The organism is Kribbella sp. NPDC002412 (assembly GCF_053592935.1).
Window position 1 is genome coordinate 37,251 of record NZ_JBSFBL010000043.1, and the last position, 14,502, is coordinate 51,752.

General features: G+C 70.0%; 15 protein-coding genes. 10 read left to right on the forward strand and 5 right to left on the reverse strand.

Annotation, left to right across the window (positions count from 1 at the left end; genetic code table 11):
* Window positions 1-28: 28 nt before the first annotated feature.
* The gene (locus ACWCOV_RS29525; protein ID WP_449832587.1) at window positions 29-1,057 is read right to left on the reverse strand and encodes a hypothetical protein; all 1,029 of its coding nucleotides are present in this window, start codon (window positions 1,055-1,057) and stop codon (window positions 29-31) included.
* Window positions 1,054-2,127, reverse strand: a complete 1,074-nt coding sequence (locus ACWCOV_RS29530; protein ID WP_449832588.1) for a DUF3866 family protein — start codon at window positions 2,125-2,127, stop codon at window positions 1,054-1,056. The genes ACWCOV_RS29525 and ACWCOV_RS29530 overlap by 4 nt, the downstream gene beginning before the upstream one ends.
* An 87-nt stretch (window positions 2,128-2,214) precedes the next feature.
* Between ACWCOV_RS29530 and ACWCOV_RS29535 the strand changes: the two genes are divergently transcribed.
* Entirely contained in the window at window positions 2,215-3,171 is a 957-nt protein-coding gene (locus tag ACWCOV_RS29535; RefSeq protein WP_396357454.1) for a helix-turn-helix transcriptional regulator, read from the forward strand.
* The gene (locus tag ACWCOV_RS29540; protein ID WP_449832589.1) at window positions 3,168-4,145 is read left to right on the forward strand and encodes a helix-turn-helix transcriptional regulator; all 978 of its coding nucleotides are present in this window, start codon (window positions 3,168-3,170) and stop codon (window positions 4,143-4,145) included. Before ACWCOV_RS29535 ends, ACWCOV_RS29540 begins: the two co-directional genes overlap by 4 nt.
* A 113-nt stretch (window positions 4,146-4,258) precedes the next feature.
* Here the strand turns inward: ACWCOV_RS29540 and ACWCOV_RS29545 are convergent, their stop codons facing one another.
* On the reverse strand, window positions 4,259-5,449 hold the full coding sequence (locus tag ACWCOV_RS29545) for a winged helix DNA-binding domain-containing protein (RefSeq protein WP_449832590.1): 1,191 nt from the start codon (window positions 5,447-5,449) through the stop codon (window positions 4,259-4,261).
* A 201-nt stretch (window positions 5,450-5,650) separates the two neighbouring features.
* Between ACWCOV_RS29545 and ACWCOV_RS29550 the strand changes: the two genes are divergently transcribed.
* From ACWCOV_RS29550 to ACWCOV_RS29565, 4 genes are all read left to right on the forward strand, one after another.
* Complete coding sequence (locus ACWCOV_RS29550) at window positions 5,651-5,842, forward strand: hypothetical protein (protein ID WP_449832591.1); 192 nt, start codon at window positions 5,651-5,653, stop codon at window positions 5,840-5,842.
* 62 nt (window positions 5,843-5,904) lie between these two features.
* On the forward strand, window positions 5,905-6,213 hold the full coding sequence (locus tag ACWCOV_RS29555; protein ID WP_449832592.1) for a twin-arginine translocase TatA/TatE family subunit: 309 nt from the start codon (window positions 5,905-5,907) through the stop codon (window positions 6,211-6,213).
* 84 nt (window positions 6,214-6,297) lie between these two features.
* The gene (gene tatC / locus ACWCOV_RS29560; protein WP_449832593.1) at window positions 6,298-7,059 is read left to right on the forward strand and encodes a twin-arginine translocase subunit TatC; all 762 of its coding nucleotides are present in this window, start codon (window positions 6,298-6,300) and stop codon (window positions 7,057-7,059) included.
* Window positions 7,059-7,931, forward strand: coding sequence for a diacylglycerol/lipid kinase family protein (locus ACWCOV_RS29565; RefSeq protein ID WP_449832594.1), 873 nt, complete (start codon window positions 7,059-7,061; stop codon window positions 7,929-7,931). The genes tatC and ACWCOV_RS29565 overlap by 1 nt, the downstream gene beginning before the upstream one ends.
* A 100-nt stretch (window positions 7,932-8,031) precedes the next feature.
* Here ACWCOV_RS29565 and ACWCOV_RS29570 read toward each other — a convergent pair whose 3' ends face one another.
* Window positions 8,032-8,481 carry a MarR family winged helix-turn-helix transcriptional regulator gene (locus ACWCOV_RS29570; protein ID WP_449832595.1) on the reverse strand — a complete coding sequence of 150 codons (450 nt, stop codon included), beginning with the start codon at window positions 8,479-8,481 and terminating at the stop codon, window positions 8,032-8,034.
* Window positions 8,482-8,560: 79 nt separating this feature from the next.
* Here ACWCOV_RS29570 and ACWCOV_RS29575 point away from each other — a divergent pair, with 79 nt between their 5' ends.
* The 3 genes from ACWCOV_RS29575 to ACWCOV_RS29585 all read left to right on the forward strand — a co-directional run bounded on the left by ACWCOV_RS29575 (window position 8,561) and on the right by ACWCOV_RS29585 (window position 13,565).
* Complete coding sequence (locus ACWCOV_RS29575) at window positions 8,561-9,442, forward strand: alpha/beta hydrolase fold domain-containing protein (protein ID WP_449832596.1); 882 nt, start codon at window positions 8,561-8,563, stop codon at window positions 9,440-9,442.
* A 9-nt stretch (window positions 9,443-9,451) separates the two neighbouring features.
* Window positions 9,452-12,271 (forward strand): DEAD/DEAH box helicase, encoded by a 2,820-nt coding sequence (locus tag ACWCOV_RS29580; protein WP_449832597.1) that lies wholly within the window; start codon window positions 9,452-9,454, stop codon window positions 12,269-12,271.
* Between the two features lie 70 nt (window positions 12,272-12,341).
* On the forward strand, window positions 12,342-13,565 hold the full coding sequence (locus ACWCOV_RS29585; protein ID WP_449832598.1) for a serine hydrolase domain-containing protein: 1,224 nt from the start codon (window positions 12,342-12,344) through the stop codon (window positions 13,563-13,565).
* A 40-nt stretch (window positions 13,566-13,605) separates the two neighbouring features.
* Here the strand turns inward: ACWCOV_RS29585 and ACWCOV_RS29590 are convergent, their stop codons facing one another.
* Window positions 13,606-14,070: a MarR family winged helix-turn-helix transcriptional regulator gene (locus ACWCOV_RS29590; RefSeq protein WP_449832599.1), complete on the reverse strand. Its 465-nt coding sequence runs from the start codon at window positions 14,068-14,070 to the stop codon at window positions 13,606-13,608.
* Window positions 14,071-14,130: 60 nt separating this feature from the next.
* On the opposite strand from ACWCOV_RS29590, the gene ACWCOV_RS29595 reads away from it, so the two are divergent.
* Entirely contained in the window at window positions 14,131-14,502 is a 372-nt protein-coding gene (locus ACWCOV_RS29595; protein ID WP_449832600.1) for a cupin domain-containing protein, read from the forward strand.

Here is a 14,502-nt window from a genome sequence, read left to right on the forward strand (position 1 = left end):
ACACCCGAGGTGGACGTACCCCCACCGATCACCCTCGCTCCGGCGCTACCCCACGCTGTTGCTGCCGCCAAGCCGCCGGCTGCCGACCCGGGTCAGCCTGGACGGGGGCACCGGCCGACAGCACTGCCTGAGTGCCTTCCACGTGCCTGTGGAACTCGTCCTGCCCGGCGACGTACGCCATCAGGTCGATGTCGTGCGGCAGCTTCGGCGCCGCATCGAAGATGCGGGCGTGCGAGGTGGCCAGCAGGACCCTGATCGTCGCGTCCCCTCCGCGCTGGTACTCGGGCCCCTGGTACAGGTAGTACTCCGCCGCTGCGAACGCCCGCCGCGCGTCCGGATCCGCGACCAGGTCCGCTCGGCCCTCGGCCCGCTGCGTCTCCAGGTCGCCCAGCACGGTGAACGCCTCCCGCTGCAGAGCACGCCGATCGGCCTCGGCGCCGGTCATCGTGCGCCGATCGGCCTCGGCGCCGGTCATCGTGCACCAGATCCCTTCGGGAGGAACGGGGATGCCGTACGCGTCGGCGGCAGCGCTCCCGCGCATCAGCACGTTCCCCGGGATCGTCCGGCCGTCCGGCAACCGCACGTGGTTCTGCAACATCTCGACGCGCGGTGGCGCCTCGGCCTGGAACCGCGCCTCGATGAGTGCGCCCATCCGGGCCGACGTGCGGCTGCCTGGGGTCTCGGCGACCCGCACCACCAGGCCGGTGGCCCGGTCGGTCGTCAGCTCCCTCCGACGGCCCGGTCCGAAGCGGTCCAGCATCTGATGGCCACCGATCGGGCGGTGGTACTGCTCGAGCTCGGCACCGGGGCTCTGACCCTCCGCGGTGTGGGCGAGGCGATACCGCCACTCCGCCAGGTCGCGGTAGAGCTGCACGAAGGCCATGGAGCGCTCGTACGGCGCCGTCAGCCGGTCGAGCGTCCCGCTCAACCTCTCCAGCGCCTGGTTGGCGGCAGCCGCCTGGAGATCGGCGAACCGTGCCTTCTGGTCCCAGACCGCCGGGTTGTTCGTCGTCTTGATGAACTCGGGGGTCGGGAAGCTCGCGGCAGTGATGATCACGGCACGTCCACGAGGCCGGCGGCGTGGCGGCCTGCTGCGGCGGCCGCTTCGAAGTAGGCGCGGTCGGCGTCCAGGTCGCGGCCCATCGTCGACAAATTCACCGGCGCTGCGCGCATGGCGTCGTACAGGCCGTCCACACCCACGCGTACGACGCGGTGCCGGGCCTTCAGCGGTTCGGCGGCGTCCCGGACCGCGTCGCCGAACTCACCCGGCAGGTCGGGTACAACGACATCCGCCGGCTGTAACGCCACCCGGCCGTACGCAGTCAGGCTGTGGTGCGAGATGCCTCGGTGTCGTGGCCGCGGGTCGGCCTCGGAGATCCGCAGCGACGCCACCGCCCGCCCGCCCAGCGTGCCGACCGCGTTGACCGCCTCACCCGACTGCACCCCGGAGAACCCCCACCGGGTCCCAGTCCCCAGGTTGCCCGGCCCCTGCGTCAGTACGACGAGCTCCGCCGTCAGCACGTGTACGGCGGTCAGCAGCCCGGTGTGGACCGTGACAGCCTCCCGATCCCCGCCATACGCCTGTCCAACGGTCACCGTCCCGCTCAGCCACCCGCTGTCCCGCAGCGCTGCCACAGTCCGCGAGAACGCCAGCGGCAGCGCCCCACCGTCCGTCATCACATACACGACCCGCGTGGTCGGTCGAGCCTCATACACACCGGCCAGCACGGCGGGCAGCGCCGAGTGCAGGTCCGCCACGACGACCGGCGTACGGAACAGGTCGTCCGCATCACGCAGTACGTCGTGGTCGGGGGAGTCCTGCTCGTCCGCGCCCAGCACCATCGTCTGCAGCGGCGTGTAGCGGGCCTTGACCAGGTGCCCGTGTTCTGGCGGGTCCTTGGGCAACCGGTCCGGTACGGCGACCACCAAGGCGTACCCGCCCGTCCCCAGACCCTTGTCGAGCGCGCCGACGTTGAGCAGCACCCGGTCGCCGGCCACCGGCGTACCGACCAGCTCCGGGTAGGCGAGCGCGCGCACAGTCTGTTCGCCGACCGTCACTGTCAGTTCGACAGCGCCCGCCCAGCTCCGTCCGATCTCACGCACCACACCGTCGCGCCACCGAATCACACGCCGACTGTAGTGCCTCGAAGGTGTGTTCGAAGATTTCGGTGCGGGAGGGCGGGGTTTGACGCTTTCAGGCCGTAAGGTGGTCGGGTGTCGGCGCGGAAGAGTGAGCGACTGCTCAACGTGGTCATCTGCCTGCTGGTCGCGCGCACCTACGTGACCAAGGAACGCATCCGCGAAGTGGTCGAGGGGTACGCGGGCCAGACCGACGACGCGTTCGAGAAGATGTTCGAGCGGGACAAGGACGAGCTGCGCGACCTCGGCATCCCGATCGAGATGGGCACCATCGACAAGTTCTTCTCCGACGAGGTCGGCTACCGGATCCGCCGGGACGTGTTCGAGCTGCCCGAGGTCCACCTGGAGCCGGACGAGGCCGCCGTGCTCGGTGTCGCCGCCCGGGTCTGGCAGCACGCCAGCCTCGCCGAGGCGACCACGTCGGCCGTGCTCAAGCTGAAGGCGGCCGGGATCCAGACCGACCAGTCCGCGCTGAGTGCGATCGAGCCGCACGTCGGCGCGTCCGAGCCGGCCTTCGACCCGCTGTGGTCGGCTGTGGTCAGCCGGACCGCCGTACGGTTCCAGCACCTGCGCAGCGGTGCGTCGGAGCCGACCACGCGGACCCTGGAGCCGTGGGGGATCGTGTCCTGGCACGGTCGCTGGTACGTCGTGGGCCGGGACCGGGACCGTCAGGCGACCCGGATGTTCCGGCTGTCCCGGATCGGCGGGGACGTGAAGACGGTCGGCGAGCCGGGCGCGTTCACCGTGCCGGAGGGCACCGACCTGCGCTCGCTGGTGTCCGAGCTCGCGCCGCCACGGCCGACGTCGGAGGCGAAGGTGCGGGCCCGCACCGGCTCATGCGTCAGCCTGCGGCGCCGTGCGAACGCCATTGAGCCGTACGAGGAGGGCTGGGACCTCCTGCACGTCCCGTACGCCGACTCCGGCGTGCTGGCCGAGGAGATCGCGTCGTACGGCCCGGACGCGGTGGTGGAGGGCCCAGGCGACGTACTGGACGGTGTGCTGTGGCGGCTCCGGACGGTGGCCGGGGTATGAGCAATGCGCGTGACCAGGTGCAGCGGTTGCTGGCACTGGTGCCCTACCTGCGCGAGAACGACGGTGCTCGCGTCGACGACGTCGCCAAGGAGTTCGGCGTCCGGCCGAAGCAGATCATCGCGGACCTGAAGGTGCTGTGGTTCTGCGGGCTGCCGGGGGCGCAGATGGGCGATCTGATCGAGATCGACATCGAGGCGGCCGAGGGTGACGGCGTCATCCACATCAACAACGCCGACTACCTGGCCCGTCCGCTGCGGCTGGCCGCGGACGAGGCGCTGGCGCTGCTGACCGCGCTCCGGACCCTGCGCGAGGTGACCGCCGGGAGCGATCGGGACGCGGTCGACCGGGCGATCGCCAAGCTCGAGCGCGCCGCGGGGGAGGCCGCCGCGGCGAGCGAGGGTGCGGCGGCCCATGTGCACGTCGAGCCGGCCGCGCCGGAGATCGCCGAGACGGTCAACCGGGCCCTGGCCGGGAAGAAACGCCTGCACCTGACGTACGACGTCCCGTCGCGCGACGAGACCACCGAGCGGGACGTGGACCCGATGCGGCTGGTCGTCTCCGAGGGACGCACGTACCTGGAAGCGTGGTGCCGGCTGGCCGAGGATGTGCGGCTGTTCCGCCTGGACCGGATCGCTGCGGTGAAGCTGCTCGAGCTGCCGAGCGAGCCGCCGCCGGAGGCGACGCCGCGGGACCTGTCGAACGGCATGTTCCAGCCGTCCGAGCGGGACCTGCTGGCGACCATCCGGCTCGCGCCGCCGGCCCGCTGGGTCGCCGAGTACTACCCGAACGAGTCGGTCGAGGAAGGCCCGGAGAACTCCCTGATCGTCAAGCTCCGCGTCGCCGACACCGGCTGGCTCCAGCGCCTCGTCCTCCGCCTCGGCGGCGCCGCCACGGTCCTGGACCCACCCAACCTTTCCACCCAAATAGCCGCCACAGCCCGCGAGGCCCTCTCGGCGTACGACAACCTGTCCTGACCCAGGTCTCGTTCAAGGGGATATCCGCTCGTGTTGTGCCTTCTCCCCTCGTATGCGACCGGAGAAGGCGCAAGTTGAGGGGATATCCCCTCGAATGCCGGGTGGGGGTGGGGTCAGCCCTGGCTGAGTTGTTTTTCCAGGGGAGCGCGGAAGCGGGGCGTTACGCGGACGCCGGAGAGCCAGGCGGTCCAGCGGGCGGCTTCTGACTCGACCAGGGCGAGCGTGTCGGAGCCGACGTCTTCCAGGAGTTGGTAGCGGACTTCGCCGGACTCGGGCTGGCCCCAGCCGCCGATGATGCGGCCGTCCGCCCAGACCGTGGGGCCGACGTTGCCGGTGTTGTCGAAGAGCTTCGCCTTGTGCGAGCCGAGGTACCAGTCCCGGTCCTTCCAGCCCATCGGCGTCGGGTCCAGCGCCGGCAGGAAGGACACCCACGGCTCCACCGGGACCTCCGGCGCCTCGTCACCCGGCAGCACGTACCCGACCTGCCCGTCCAGGTCCACCTCGACCGCCTGGACCGCAGCCAGCGCCTTCTTCGTCTGACCGCCCGTCCAACCAGCCCACCACTGCAGATCAGCCGCCGTACCAGGGCCAAACGACGACAGCCACGCCCGAGCCAGCGTCACCCGCGCCTCCTCGGCCGCGAGCTTGTCACCAAGTCCGCCCGGCACCCAGTCCTCCGCCGGCGACCACTGGTGCTGGCTGCTCAACCACGTCCCGAGCGGGCGTCCACGCACGATCCGCCCCTCAGCCGACAACTGGAACAGCACACGGCTCGTCACATACGGCTGAGCGGCGTACGCCTTCCCCTCCGCCATGCTGAGCCGGCTCCGCAGCCGCGGCTCGTCCGCAGACAGCTCCTGAGCGGTCGCAGACCCACGCAGCGTCAGCGCGGTCGCGGTCGACTCCTCAACGGCCCGCAACCACTTCCCGGACGCGTCCACGTCCGGCGCGATCCCCGCCTCGGTGAGGTGCTTGACCAGCAACTTCCGCTGCTTGACCGCGATGTCGTCCGTGCACGCCGCCTGCACCACCGGCGCGAACTCAGTCGGTACGACGAACACCGTACGGCGCATGCCGAGCATCCGGATCAGCGTCCGGTCGTCGTACAGTGCACGCTCCGTGCCCGCCACCTCACTGCCTGGTACTCGGGCGGCGACGGACAAGTGGACCGTGGCGGGATCGGTGGCGTGCAGGGCCACGACGGACGCCGCCGCCTCGACCGGGTCCGCGGCCTGGACGTCCGGCCCGAGCCGGTGCCGCCGGCCGATCCGCGCCCGCCGCTCCTCGACCCCGATCCGCAACATCCAGCCGTCCCCTCGCCGTACCGAAAGTTTCCGTGCTCGCACGCTCGCGGAAGCAGTCTGCCCGCTCACCGGCCGACCGGCAGCCCGAAGGCCGCGTCGCGTGCGCGACACCCGGTTTTACCATCACGTTCCGGCACCGTTGTCCACCGAGACTCCCCGCGAGGAGTGGGCGATCACCGGGAACCGGCTAGGCTCCTGGGTATGTACTGGTTCCTGCTCTTCCTCGGTGTGGTGGCGGTGTGGCTGCTCGTCCTCGCCCTGCTCGCGAAGAAGCTGTGGGGCCAGGGCAAGGCGCTGACGCGTGAGTTGGTCGCCGCCCAGTCCAAGCTGGATGCCGCGATGTCCACGGCCGGGTCTGGACAGACCCGCGAGGATGAGCGAGCACCGGCGTAGTATTCGGCCCACGTTCTCACGCTTGAGCCTCGACTAAGAAGTTTTGTGAAAGGGAGATCGACATGGCACCACTCATCGGCATGCCCCAGGGCGCGGAGTGGCTCATCATTCTCGCCATCGTCGTGCTGCTGTTCGGATCGGCCAAGCTGCCGGCTCTGGTGAAGCAGCTCGGCAAGTCGAAGAAGATCTGGGAGGAAGAGGTCGGCCCGAAGAAGAAGGAGCCGGAGCTGACCGAGGGCACCAACCAGCCGGCCCAGGCGCCGACCCAGCAGGCGGCCCCCCAGGCGCAGCCGCAGGCGGCCCAGCAGCCGAACCAGGTGAACGGCCAGGCGCCGGGCGACGGCCTGCCGCCGACCCACACGGCCAACTGAGCCGAGCACCCGCCGGTGTCATTGGTGAAGATCGGACGGCGTAAAGAACCCAAGGAACGCCGTCCGAAGGACGACGAGGGTCGGATGACCCTGCGCGAGCACATCATCGAGCTGCGCAACCGGCTGGTGATCAGTGTGCTCGCGATCGTGGCCGGGACCGTCGTGGGCTGGATCTTCTACAACCAGGCCTTCGACTTCCTGACCAAGCCGTTCCTGACCAGCGTCGCCGAGATGGCCAAGGACGCGGGCAACACGAAGACCCCGCAGCTGACCTTCCCCGGCGTCGGCAACGCGCTGACCTTCCGGATCAAGATCTCGGCGCTGTTCGGCCTGATCCTGGCCGCGCCGGTCTGGCTGTACCAGCTGTGGGCGTTCATCGCGCCCGGCCTGCACCGCAACGAGCGGAAGTGGGCCTACGTCTTCTCCGCGCTCGCCACCCCGCTGTTCGCCGGCGGTATCTGGGTGGCCTACTGGACGCTGCCGAAGGGCATCGAGATCCTGCTGGGCTTCACCCCGCTGGACATCCAGAACCTGGTCGAGCTGCCCGACTACCTCGACTTCGTGCTGCGCACGATGCTGGTCTTCGGGGTCGCGTTCCTGATCCCGCTGGTGGTCGTGCTGCTGAACATCCTGGGCATCGTCCCCGGCGCCGCGCTGGGCCGGTTCCGCCCGTACATCGTCCTGGTCATCTTCGTGTTCGCGGCGGTCGCGACCCCGTCCGGTGACCCGTTCACGATGTGCCTGCTGGCGATCCCGATGTGCGTGCTGTTCTTCATCGCCGAGGTGATCTCGCGGCTCAACGACCGCCGGCGCGCCCGCAAGACAGAAGAGCTCCTGGCCGACTGATGAGCAGGAAGATCGCGCTGGTGGTGAATCCGGCCTCCGGCAAGGGCCTCGGTGCCCGGGTGGCCCCGATCGTGCGCGGGCGCCTGGAGGCTGCCGGGCTCACCGTCGACGAGTACTCGACGACCTGCGCCGAGGACGTCGGCCGGATCTCCGCCGACGTGATCGCCTCCGGCGCCGACGCGGTCGCGCTGATCGGCGGCGACGGCACCATCCACCTCGGCGCCCAGGTGCTGGCCAAGTCCGGGATGCCGTTCGGCGTGATCCCGGCCGGCACCGGCAACGACTTCGCGCGCGGGATCGGCGTACCGCTGAAGGATCCGGCCGCGGCAGCCGACCTGATCGTGGCCGGCAACACCCGGGCCGTCGACCTCGCGGTGGCCAAGGACGAGTACATCACCACCGTCGTGGCGGGCGGGTTCGACTCCCTGGTGAACAAGCGCGCCAACGCGATGAGCTGGCCGAAGGGCAACTCCCGCTACACCGTCGCCACCCTCGCCGAGCTCCGCACCTTCACCCCACTCGAGTACGTCGTGACCGTCGACGACCAGGTGATCGAGACCAGGGCCATGCTGGTCGCGGTCGGCACCGGGCCGACGTACGGCGGGGGACTGCAGATCTGCGCCGGAGCCGAGATCGACGACGGCCTGCTGGACGTCACGATCATCTCGCCGATCTCCCGGCTGACCCTGCTGCAGCTGTTCCCGAAGCTCGCCAAGGGCACGCACGTCGGCGACCCCCGGCTGGTGACCCTGCGCGGCAAGTCGGTCCGGATCGAGTCGCCCGGTATCACCGCGTACGCCGACGGCGAGCTGCTCGGCCCGCTCCCGGTCGACATCACGATCGCCCCGGGCGCGCTCACCGTCTTCGCCTGAGAAGACGGACCGCCGGGCCATCACAACTACGCGACCTGCGCTCCGGTGAGCGTGAGCCGGGTGCTGCGACCGCGATTGTGATGGCCTGGGCGTCCGGCACTCACACCCGCGACGTCCGCGCATCCGCCTCCGCGCGCTGGCGGAGCATCGACAGGCTGACCGCGAGGTTGTCCAGGACCTCGGCCGGCAGGATCGAGCCGACCCAGGTCTGCAGCTCCGCCTCGACGGTCGGGCCCGCCGCCGCGAGGATCCGCTCGCCTTCCGGAGTGAGCGTGACCAGCGACGAGCGCCGATCGTCCGGGTTCGCCGTACGGCGGACGCGGCCGGCGGACTCGAGCCGGTCGACGGCCTTGCTGGTCGCGCCGACGGTGATCGCCATCTCGTGGGCCAGGTCGTACACGCGGGCCGATCCGCGGGTCGCGATGAAGCGGAGGAACTCGAACTGGCCCAGCGGCAGGTCGTGCTCCGCCTTCAGCCGGGCGTCGAGCACGTTGTAGAGCCGCGTCTCCAGCCGGACCAGGTCCGTGAACAGGGCTGTGAGATCGGTCACTCGGCATCCTTGGGAATGAGCTGCTGAGGAATCTGGTTACCAGGAACTATATTCCTCGGAATCTATCATCCAGCGGAGGATGACGATGACCTACGAACAACGCGCCGCGGCGCGAGCCATCATCACCAAGGGCGACCTCAGCCGGACCGTGGCGCAGCAGCGGGCCGAGTTCGACGAGCTGTTCGCGGACCGGCCGCTGGGCGACGACGTCACGCTGACGCGGCGCACGCTGGGCGGCGTCCCGGCGCTGGACGTCAACGTGGCCGGTGCGGATGGCGACGCGGTGATCTTCTACCTGCACGGCGGCGGCTACGTCGTCGGCTCGGCCCGCACCGGCGCGAATCTGGCGGCCCCGCTGGCCCGTCGTACCGGCTTCCAAGCGGTCTCTCTCGACTATCGGCTCGCGCCGGAGAATCCCTTTCCGGCCGCGCTCGATGACGCGTTGGCGGCGTACAAAGCACTCCTGGAGACCGGCCGTCCGATCCTGATCGCCGGCGACTCCGCGGGTGGTGGGCTGGCCCTCGCCACCATGCTCGCCGCGCGCCGCGAAGACCTCCGGCTGCCGGCCGCAGCCGCCGTCTTCTCACCCTGGACAGACCTGACGCTGTCCGGCGCGAGCATGGACAGCCGCGGCGACTACGACCCGCTCTTCAGCCGCGCGCACATGCAGGCGTACGCCGACCACTACCTCGCCGGCCACGACCCCAAGCACGACCTGGCCAGCCCCCTCCTGGCCAACCTGACCGGCCTCCCACCCCTCCTGATCCAGGTAGGCACCGCCGAAGTCCTCCTCGACGACGCCCTCCGCCTGACCACCCACGCCGCGCACCAAGACGTCGACGTAAGCCTCGACGTCATAGCCGGCGCACCCCACGTCTACCCACTCATGGCCGGACTCCTGGACGAGGCCGACGTGGCCCTCGACCACGCCGCGACCTTCCTTGGGGGTGCTGTCGCATAGATTGGGGGTATGAGCACTCCGTCCGAGAAGTACGCCGTGTTTCGCTCGGACCAGGAGCATCCGGCTGTCGTGGAGTTCCGGCGGCTGTACGACTTCGAGCTCGACGAGTTCCAGTTGCGGGCCTGTGCGGCGCTGGAGGACGGGCATCAGGTGCTGGTGGCGGCGCCGACCGGGTCCGGGAAGACGCTGGTCGGCGAGTTCGCCGTCCACCTGGCCCTGCAGCGGGGACAGAAGTGCTTCTACACCACCCCGATCAAGGCGCTGAGCAACCAGAAGTACGCCGACCTGGTCAGCCGGTACGGCGCCGACAAGGTCGGCCTGCTCACCGGTGACAACTCGATCAACTCCGAGGCCCCGATCGTCGTGATGACGACCGAGGTGCTGCGCAACATGCTGTACGCCGGATCCAGCACCCTGCTCGGACTGTCGTACGTCGTGATGGACGAAGTGCACTACCTGGCCGACCGGTCCCGCGGCGCGGTGTGGGAGGAGGTGCTGATCCACCTGCCCGACTCGGTGTCGGTGGTGTCGTTGTCCGCGACCGTGAGCAACGCCGAGGAGTTCGGCGACTGGCTGGAGACCGTCCGCGGCAACACCGTCGTCGTCCTGGAGGAGAAACGGCCGGTGCCGCTGTTCCAGCACGTGATGGTGGGCAAGCGGCTGCACGACCTGTTCGCCGGAGAAGCGCCGACCGCGAGGGTCGGCGCACCTGCGAAGGCCAGGTCCGGCAACCCGGCCAAGGCTTCGCAACCCGATCTGAAGGACCTGGTCAACCCGCAGCTGGTCCGGATCGCGCGCGACGACAACCGGGTCTTCCGCGACGACTCGCGCAAGCCGCGCCGGCGTCGCGACCTGCCGAAGAACCGGCCCAGCCGGACGCACTTCACGCCGTACCGGTCCGACGTGGTCGAGGAGCTGGACGCGGGCGCGCTGCTGCCGGCGATCTACTTCATCTTCTCCCGCAAGGGCTGCGAGGACGCGATGCTGCAGTGCCTGCGGTCCGGCCTGCGGCTGACCAAGCCGCACGAGCGGGACGAGATCAAGCGGGTGCTGGCCGAGCGGACCGCCGACCTGCCGGACGAGGACCTCGGCGTGCTCGGGTACCACGACTTCGCCGAGGCGCTCAGCCGCGGGATCGCCGCGCACCACGCGGGCATGCTGGCGGCCTTCAAGGAGGTCGTCGAGGAGCTGTTCGCGCGCGGCCTGATCAAGGTCGTGTTCGCCACCGAGACGCTTGCCCTGGGCATCAACATGCCGGCCCGCACCGTCGTGCTCGAGAAGCTGTCGAAGTGGAACGGCGAGGCGCACGTCGACATCACGCCGGGGGAGTACACCCAGCTCACCGGCCGGGCCGGGCGGCGCGGGATCGACGTCGAGGGGCACGCGGTCGTGCTCTGGCAGCCCGGGTTCGACCCGCGCGCCGTGGCCGGCCTGGCGAGCACCCGTACGTATCCGCTCCGCTCGTCGTTCTCCCCGTCGTACAACATGGCCGTCAACCTGGTCCGCCAGGTCGGCCGGACCCGGGCGCGGGACATGCTGGAGCTGTCGTTCGCGCAGTTCCAGTCCGACCAGGCCGTGGTCGGGCTGGCCCGGCAGGTGCAGCGCAACACCGAGGCGCTCGAGGGCTACAAGGAGTCGATCGACTGCCACCTCGGCGACTTCCTCGAGTACGCCGAACTGCGCCGGCGGATCGGTGATCGCGAGGCGTCCGGGTCCAAGCGGCGCAAGCTGGACCGCCGGATCGAGGCGCAGGAGTCGATCGAGAAGCTGCGGATCGGCGACATCGTCCGGATCCCGGCCGGCCGCAGCGCGGGGTTCGCGCTGGTGCTCGACCCGGGGATGCGCTCGGAGCGGGAGGGCCCGCGGCCGACCGTGCTGACGCTGGACCGGCAGGTCCGCAAGCTGTCGATGATCGACTTCCCGACGCCGGTCGAGGCGATCGGGTCGCTGCGGATCCCGAAGAAGTTCAACCCGCGCAACCCGCAGCAGCGGCGCGAGCTCGCCCAGGTGCTGCGGAACCACACCGACATGCTGGGTGAGGACGGGCCGCCGTCGCGCGCCCGCGGCCGCGACGCGGTCAGTCACGCGGACGACCCCGAGCTGCAGGAGATGCGGGCCCAGTTGCGTGCGCATCCGTGCCACGGCTGCTCGGACCGCGAGGACCACGCCCGCTGGGCCGAGCGGTACTTCCGGCTCGACCGGGAGAACCGCGACGTGCAGCGCAAGATCGAGCAGCGGACGAACACCATCGCCCGCCAGTTCGACCGGGTCTGCCAGGTGCTGGACGCGCTGCACTACCTGGACGGCGACAAGACCACCGAGGCCGGCGACCGGCTGTCGCGGATCTACACCGAGCTCGACCTGGTCGCCGCGGAGTGCCTGCGGCAGGGCGTGTTCGACGACCTGACGGTGCCCGAGCTGGCCGCGTGCCTGGCTGCGCTCGTCTACGAGTCGCGGGCGAAGGACGAGCCGACGTCACCACGGTTGCCGCGCGGCGACGTACGGCAGGCGCTGGAGCGGATGGGATCGATCTGGCGGGACCTGTCCGCGCTGGAGCGCGACATGCGGGTCGACTTCCTGCGGTCGATGGATCTCGGGTTCTGCTGGCCGGCGTTCCGCTGGGCGTCGGGCGCCTCGCTGGCCGAGGTGCTGTACGAGTCCGACCTCGCCGCGGGCGACTTCGTTCGTTGGGTGAAGCAACTGATCGACCTCACCGAGCAGGTCGCCGACGCCGCCGGTGACAGCGCGCTGCGCTCCACCGCACGGGCCGTCGTCGACCAGATCCGCCGCGGTGTGATCTCGTACGCGTCGGTGGTCGACGAGCCGTAGGACGAACCCGCGCGATGAGAGACTCCTCAGGCACTGCCCCCTGCCAGAACACCTGAAGGAGAACACATTCGTGGAGCTGTCGCGCCGCAACCTCGGGAAGTTTGCTGTCGCAACCGGGGCGGCCGCCGCCGTCGGCACCGGCGTGGGTACGACGCTGCTCGGTCGTTCCGCCGATGCCGCCGCGACCTGGAAGACCACCGGCACCGCGGTCTCCGCGCTGGCCGGGTTCGACACCCAGATGAAGACCTTCATGCAGGCCCGCGGTGTCACCGGCGGCCAGCTCGCGGTCACCTACAAGGGCCGCCTGGTGCTTGCCCGTGGCTACAGCACGTCCACCACGCTGGACGTGCAGCCGACCTCGCTGTTCCGGATCGCGAGCGTGTCGAAGTCGATCACCGCGGCCGCGATCATGAAGCTGGTGCAGGACGGCAAGCTCAGCCTGTCCACGCCGGTCACCAAGATCCTCACCATCACCCCGCCGACCGGCCAGACCCGGGACGCGCGCTGGTCGTCGGTCACGATCAAGCGGCTGCTGCAGCATCTCGGCGGCTGGGACCGCGACCTGTCCGGCGACCCGAACTTCAAGGACGCCACCATCGCCAGGGCGCTGAACGTGCCGATGGAGCTCAAGCACGCCGACGTGATCAAGTACATGGCCGGCCAGAAGATCAACCACGCGCCGGGCACCAAGGTCGTCTACTCGAACTTCGGCTACGTGCTCGCCGGCCGGGTGATCGAGAAGGTCAGCGGGATGAGCTATGCGTCCTACGTCCAGCAGAAGCTGCTGACCCCGCTGAAGATCAAGCGGATGGCGCTCGGCTGGAGCATCGCCAAGCACACCGGTGAGCTGCCGTACGAGTCGCAGTACACCGGCAGGACTGTGCTCGACGACACCGGCGCGACGGTGCCGTCGCCGTACGGGACGTTCAGCATGCGGATCCAGGACGCGAACGGCGGCTGGATCGCCAGCGCGCCGGACCTGGTCCGCTGGGCGCGGATGTTCGACGCGTCGTCCTCGGTGCTGAACGCGACCTCGCTGAACGCGATCTGGGCGAAGCCGGAGACCGGAATCAGCAACGGCTGGTACTACGGCCTCGGCTGGCAGGTGCGTCCGACCTCGGGCGGCACCGGGCGCAACACCTGGCACACCGGCAGCCTGCCGGGCACCTACAGCCTGCTGGTCCGGACCTCCGCCGGGATGAGCTGGGCCGCCATCTTCAACCGCCGCGACGACGCCACGGCAAGTCGTACGCCGACATCGACGCGGCGATGTGGACCGCGGCCAACGGCGTGAAGACCTGGCCGACCCACGACTACTTCTCCAAGTACTTCAGCTAGAACATCAGTGCTCTGAAGTGTGGGGTGCTCACCTGCGCCTCACCTGCCATCGAGGTCAGTACGGCGCGGACGGTGTCGATCGCGTCGTCGCCGTACTGCCTTCGGAGCTTGCGCTCGTAGGCCTGGTGGAACTTCCGGGCCGCCTTGAGCGCCGCCTCACCTCTCGGGGTCAGCTGCAGTAGCCGCGCGCGGGCGTCGGACGGGTCGGGACGCCGTTCGACGTACCCGCGCCGTTCCATGTCATCGACGATCTGGCTCGCGCCCTGCTTGGTGATGTCGAGCCGCTCCGCGAGCCCGCTGATACTCGTCGGCCCGGCGCCCAGCGTGCGCAGCACGAACCCGTCCGACCGGCCCTGGTCGTCGAACCCCTGCGCGGCCGTCTCGGCCCGCAGCGCGCGGACGAACTCCTGGTCCGCCAGCAACAGCAGGATCCCGAAATCAGGCTTGCCAGATCGTGTCATGGACCCCATGATAGTCAAGCTGACTTGGTCAAGTCAGCTTGACTATCTTAAGGAGGGGCCATGCAGGTCGTTCGAGCGGACGAGGCGCCGGTGTTCGAGCTGCCCGGGGTCCGGTTCACGGTCATGGCGGGACCGAGCCTCGGCTCGGCCGGGTTGTGCACCTGGAAGCTCACCGTCGAGCCGGGCGCCGGCGGCGATCAGCCGCACACGGTCGACCGGGACGAGGTGTTCATGGTGCTCACCGGCACCGTGCAGGTCACCCCGGACGGCGACAAGCTCGGTCCCGGCGACGCCGTCGTGGTCGCCGCCGGCGAGCCGATCCGGCTGACCAACCTGGGCGCCGGCGCGGCCGAGCTGTACGTCGCCGTCACCGCCGGTTTCACCGGGACGATGGCGGACGGCACGACGGTTCAGCCGTCGTGGGCGCGGTGA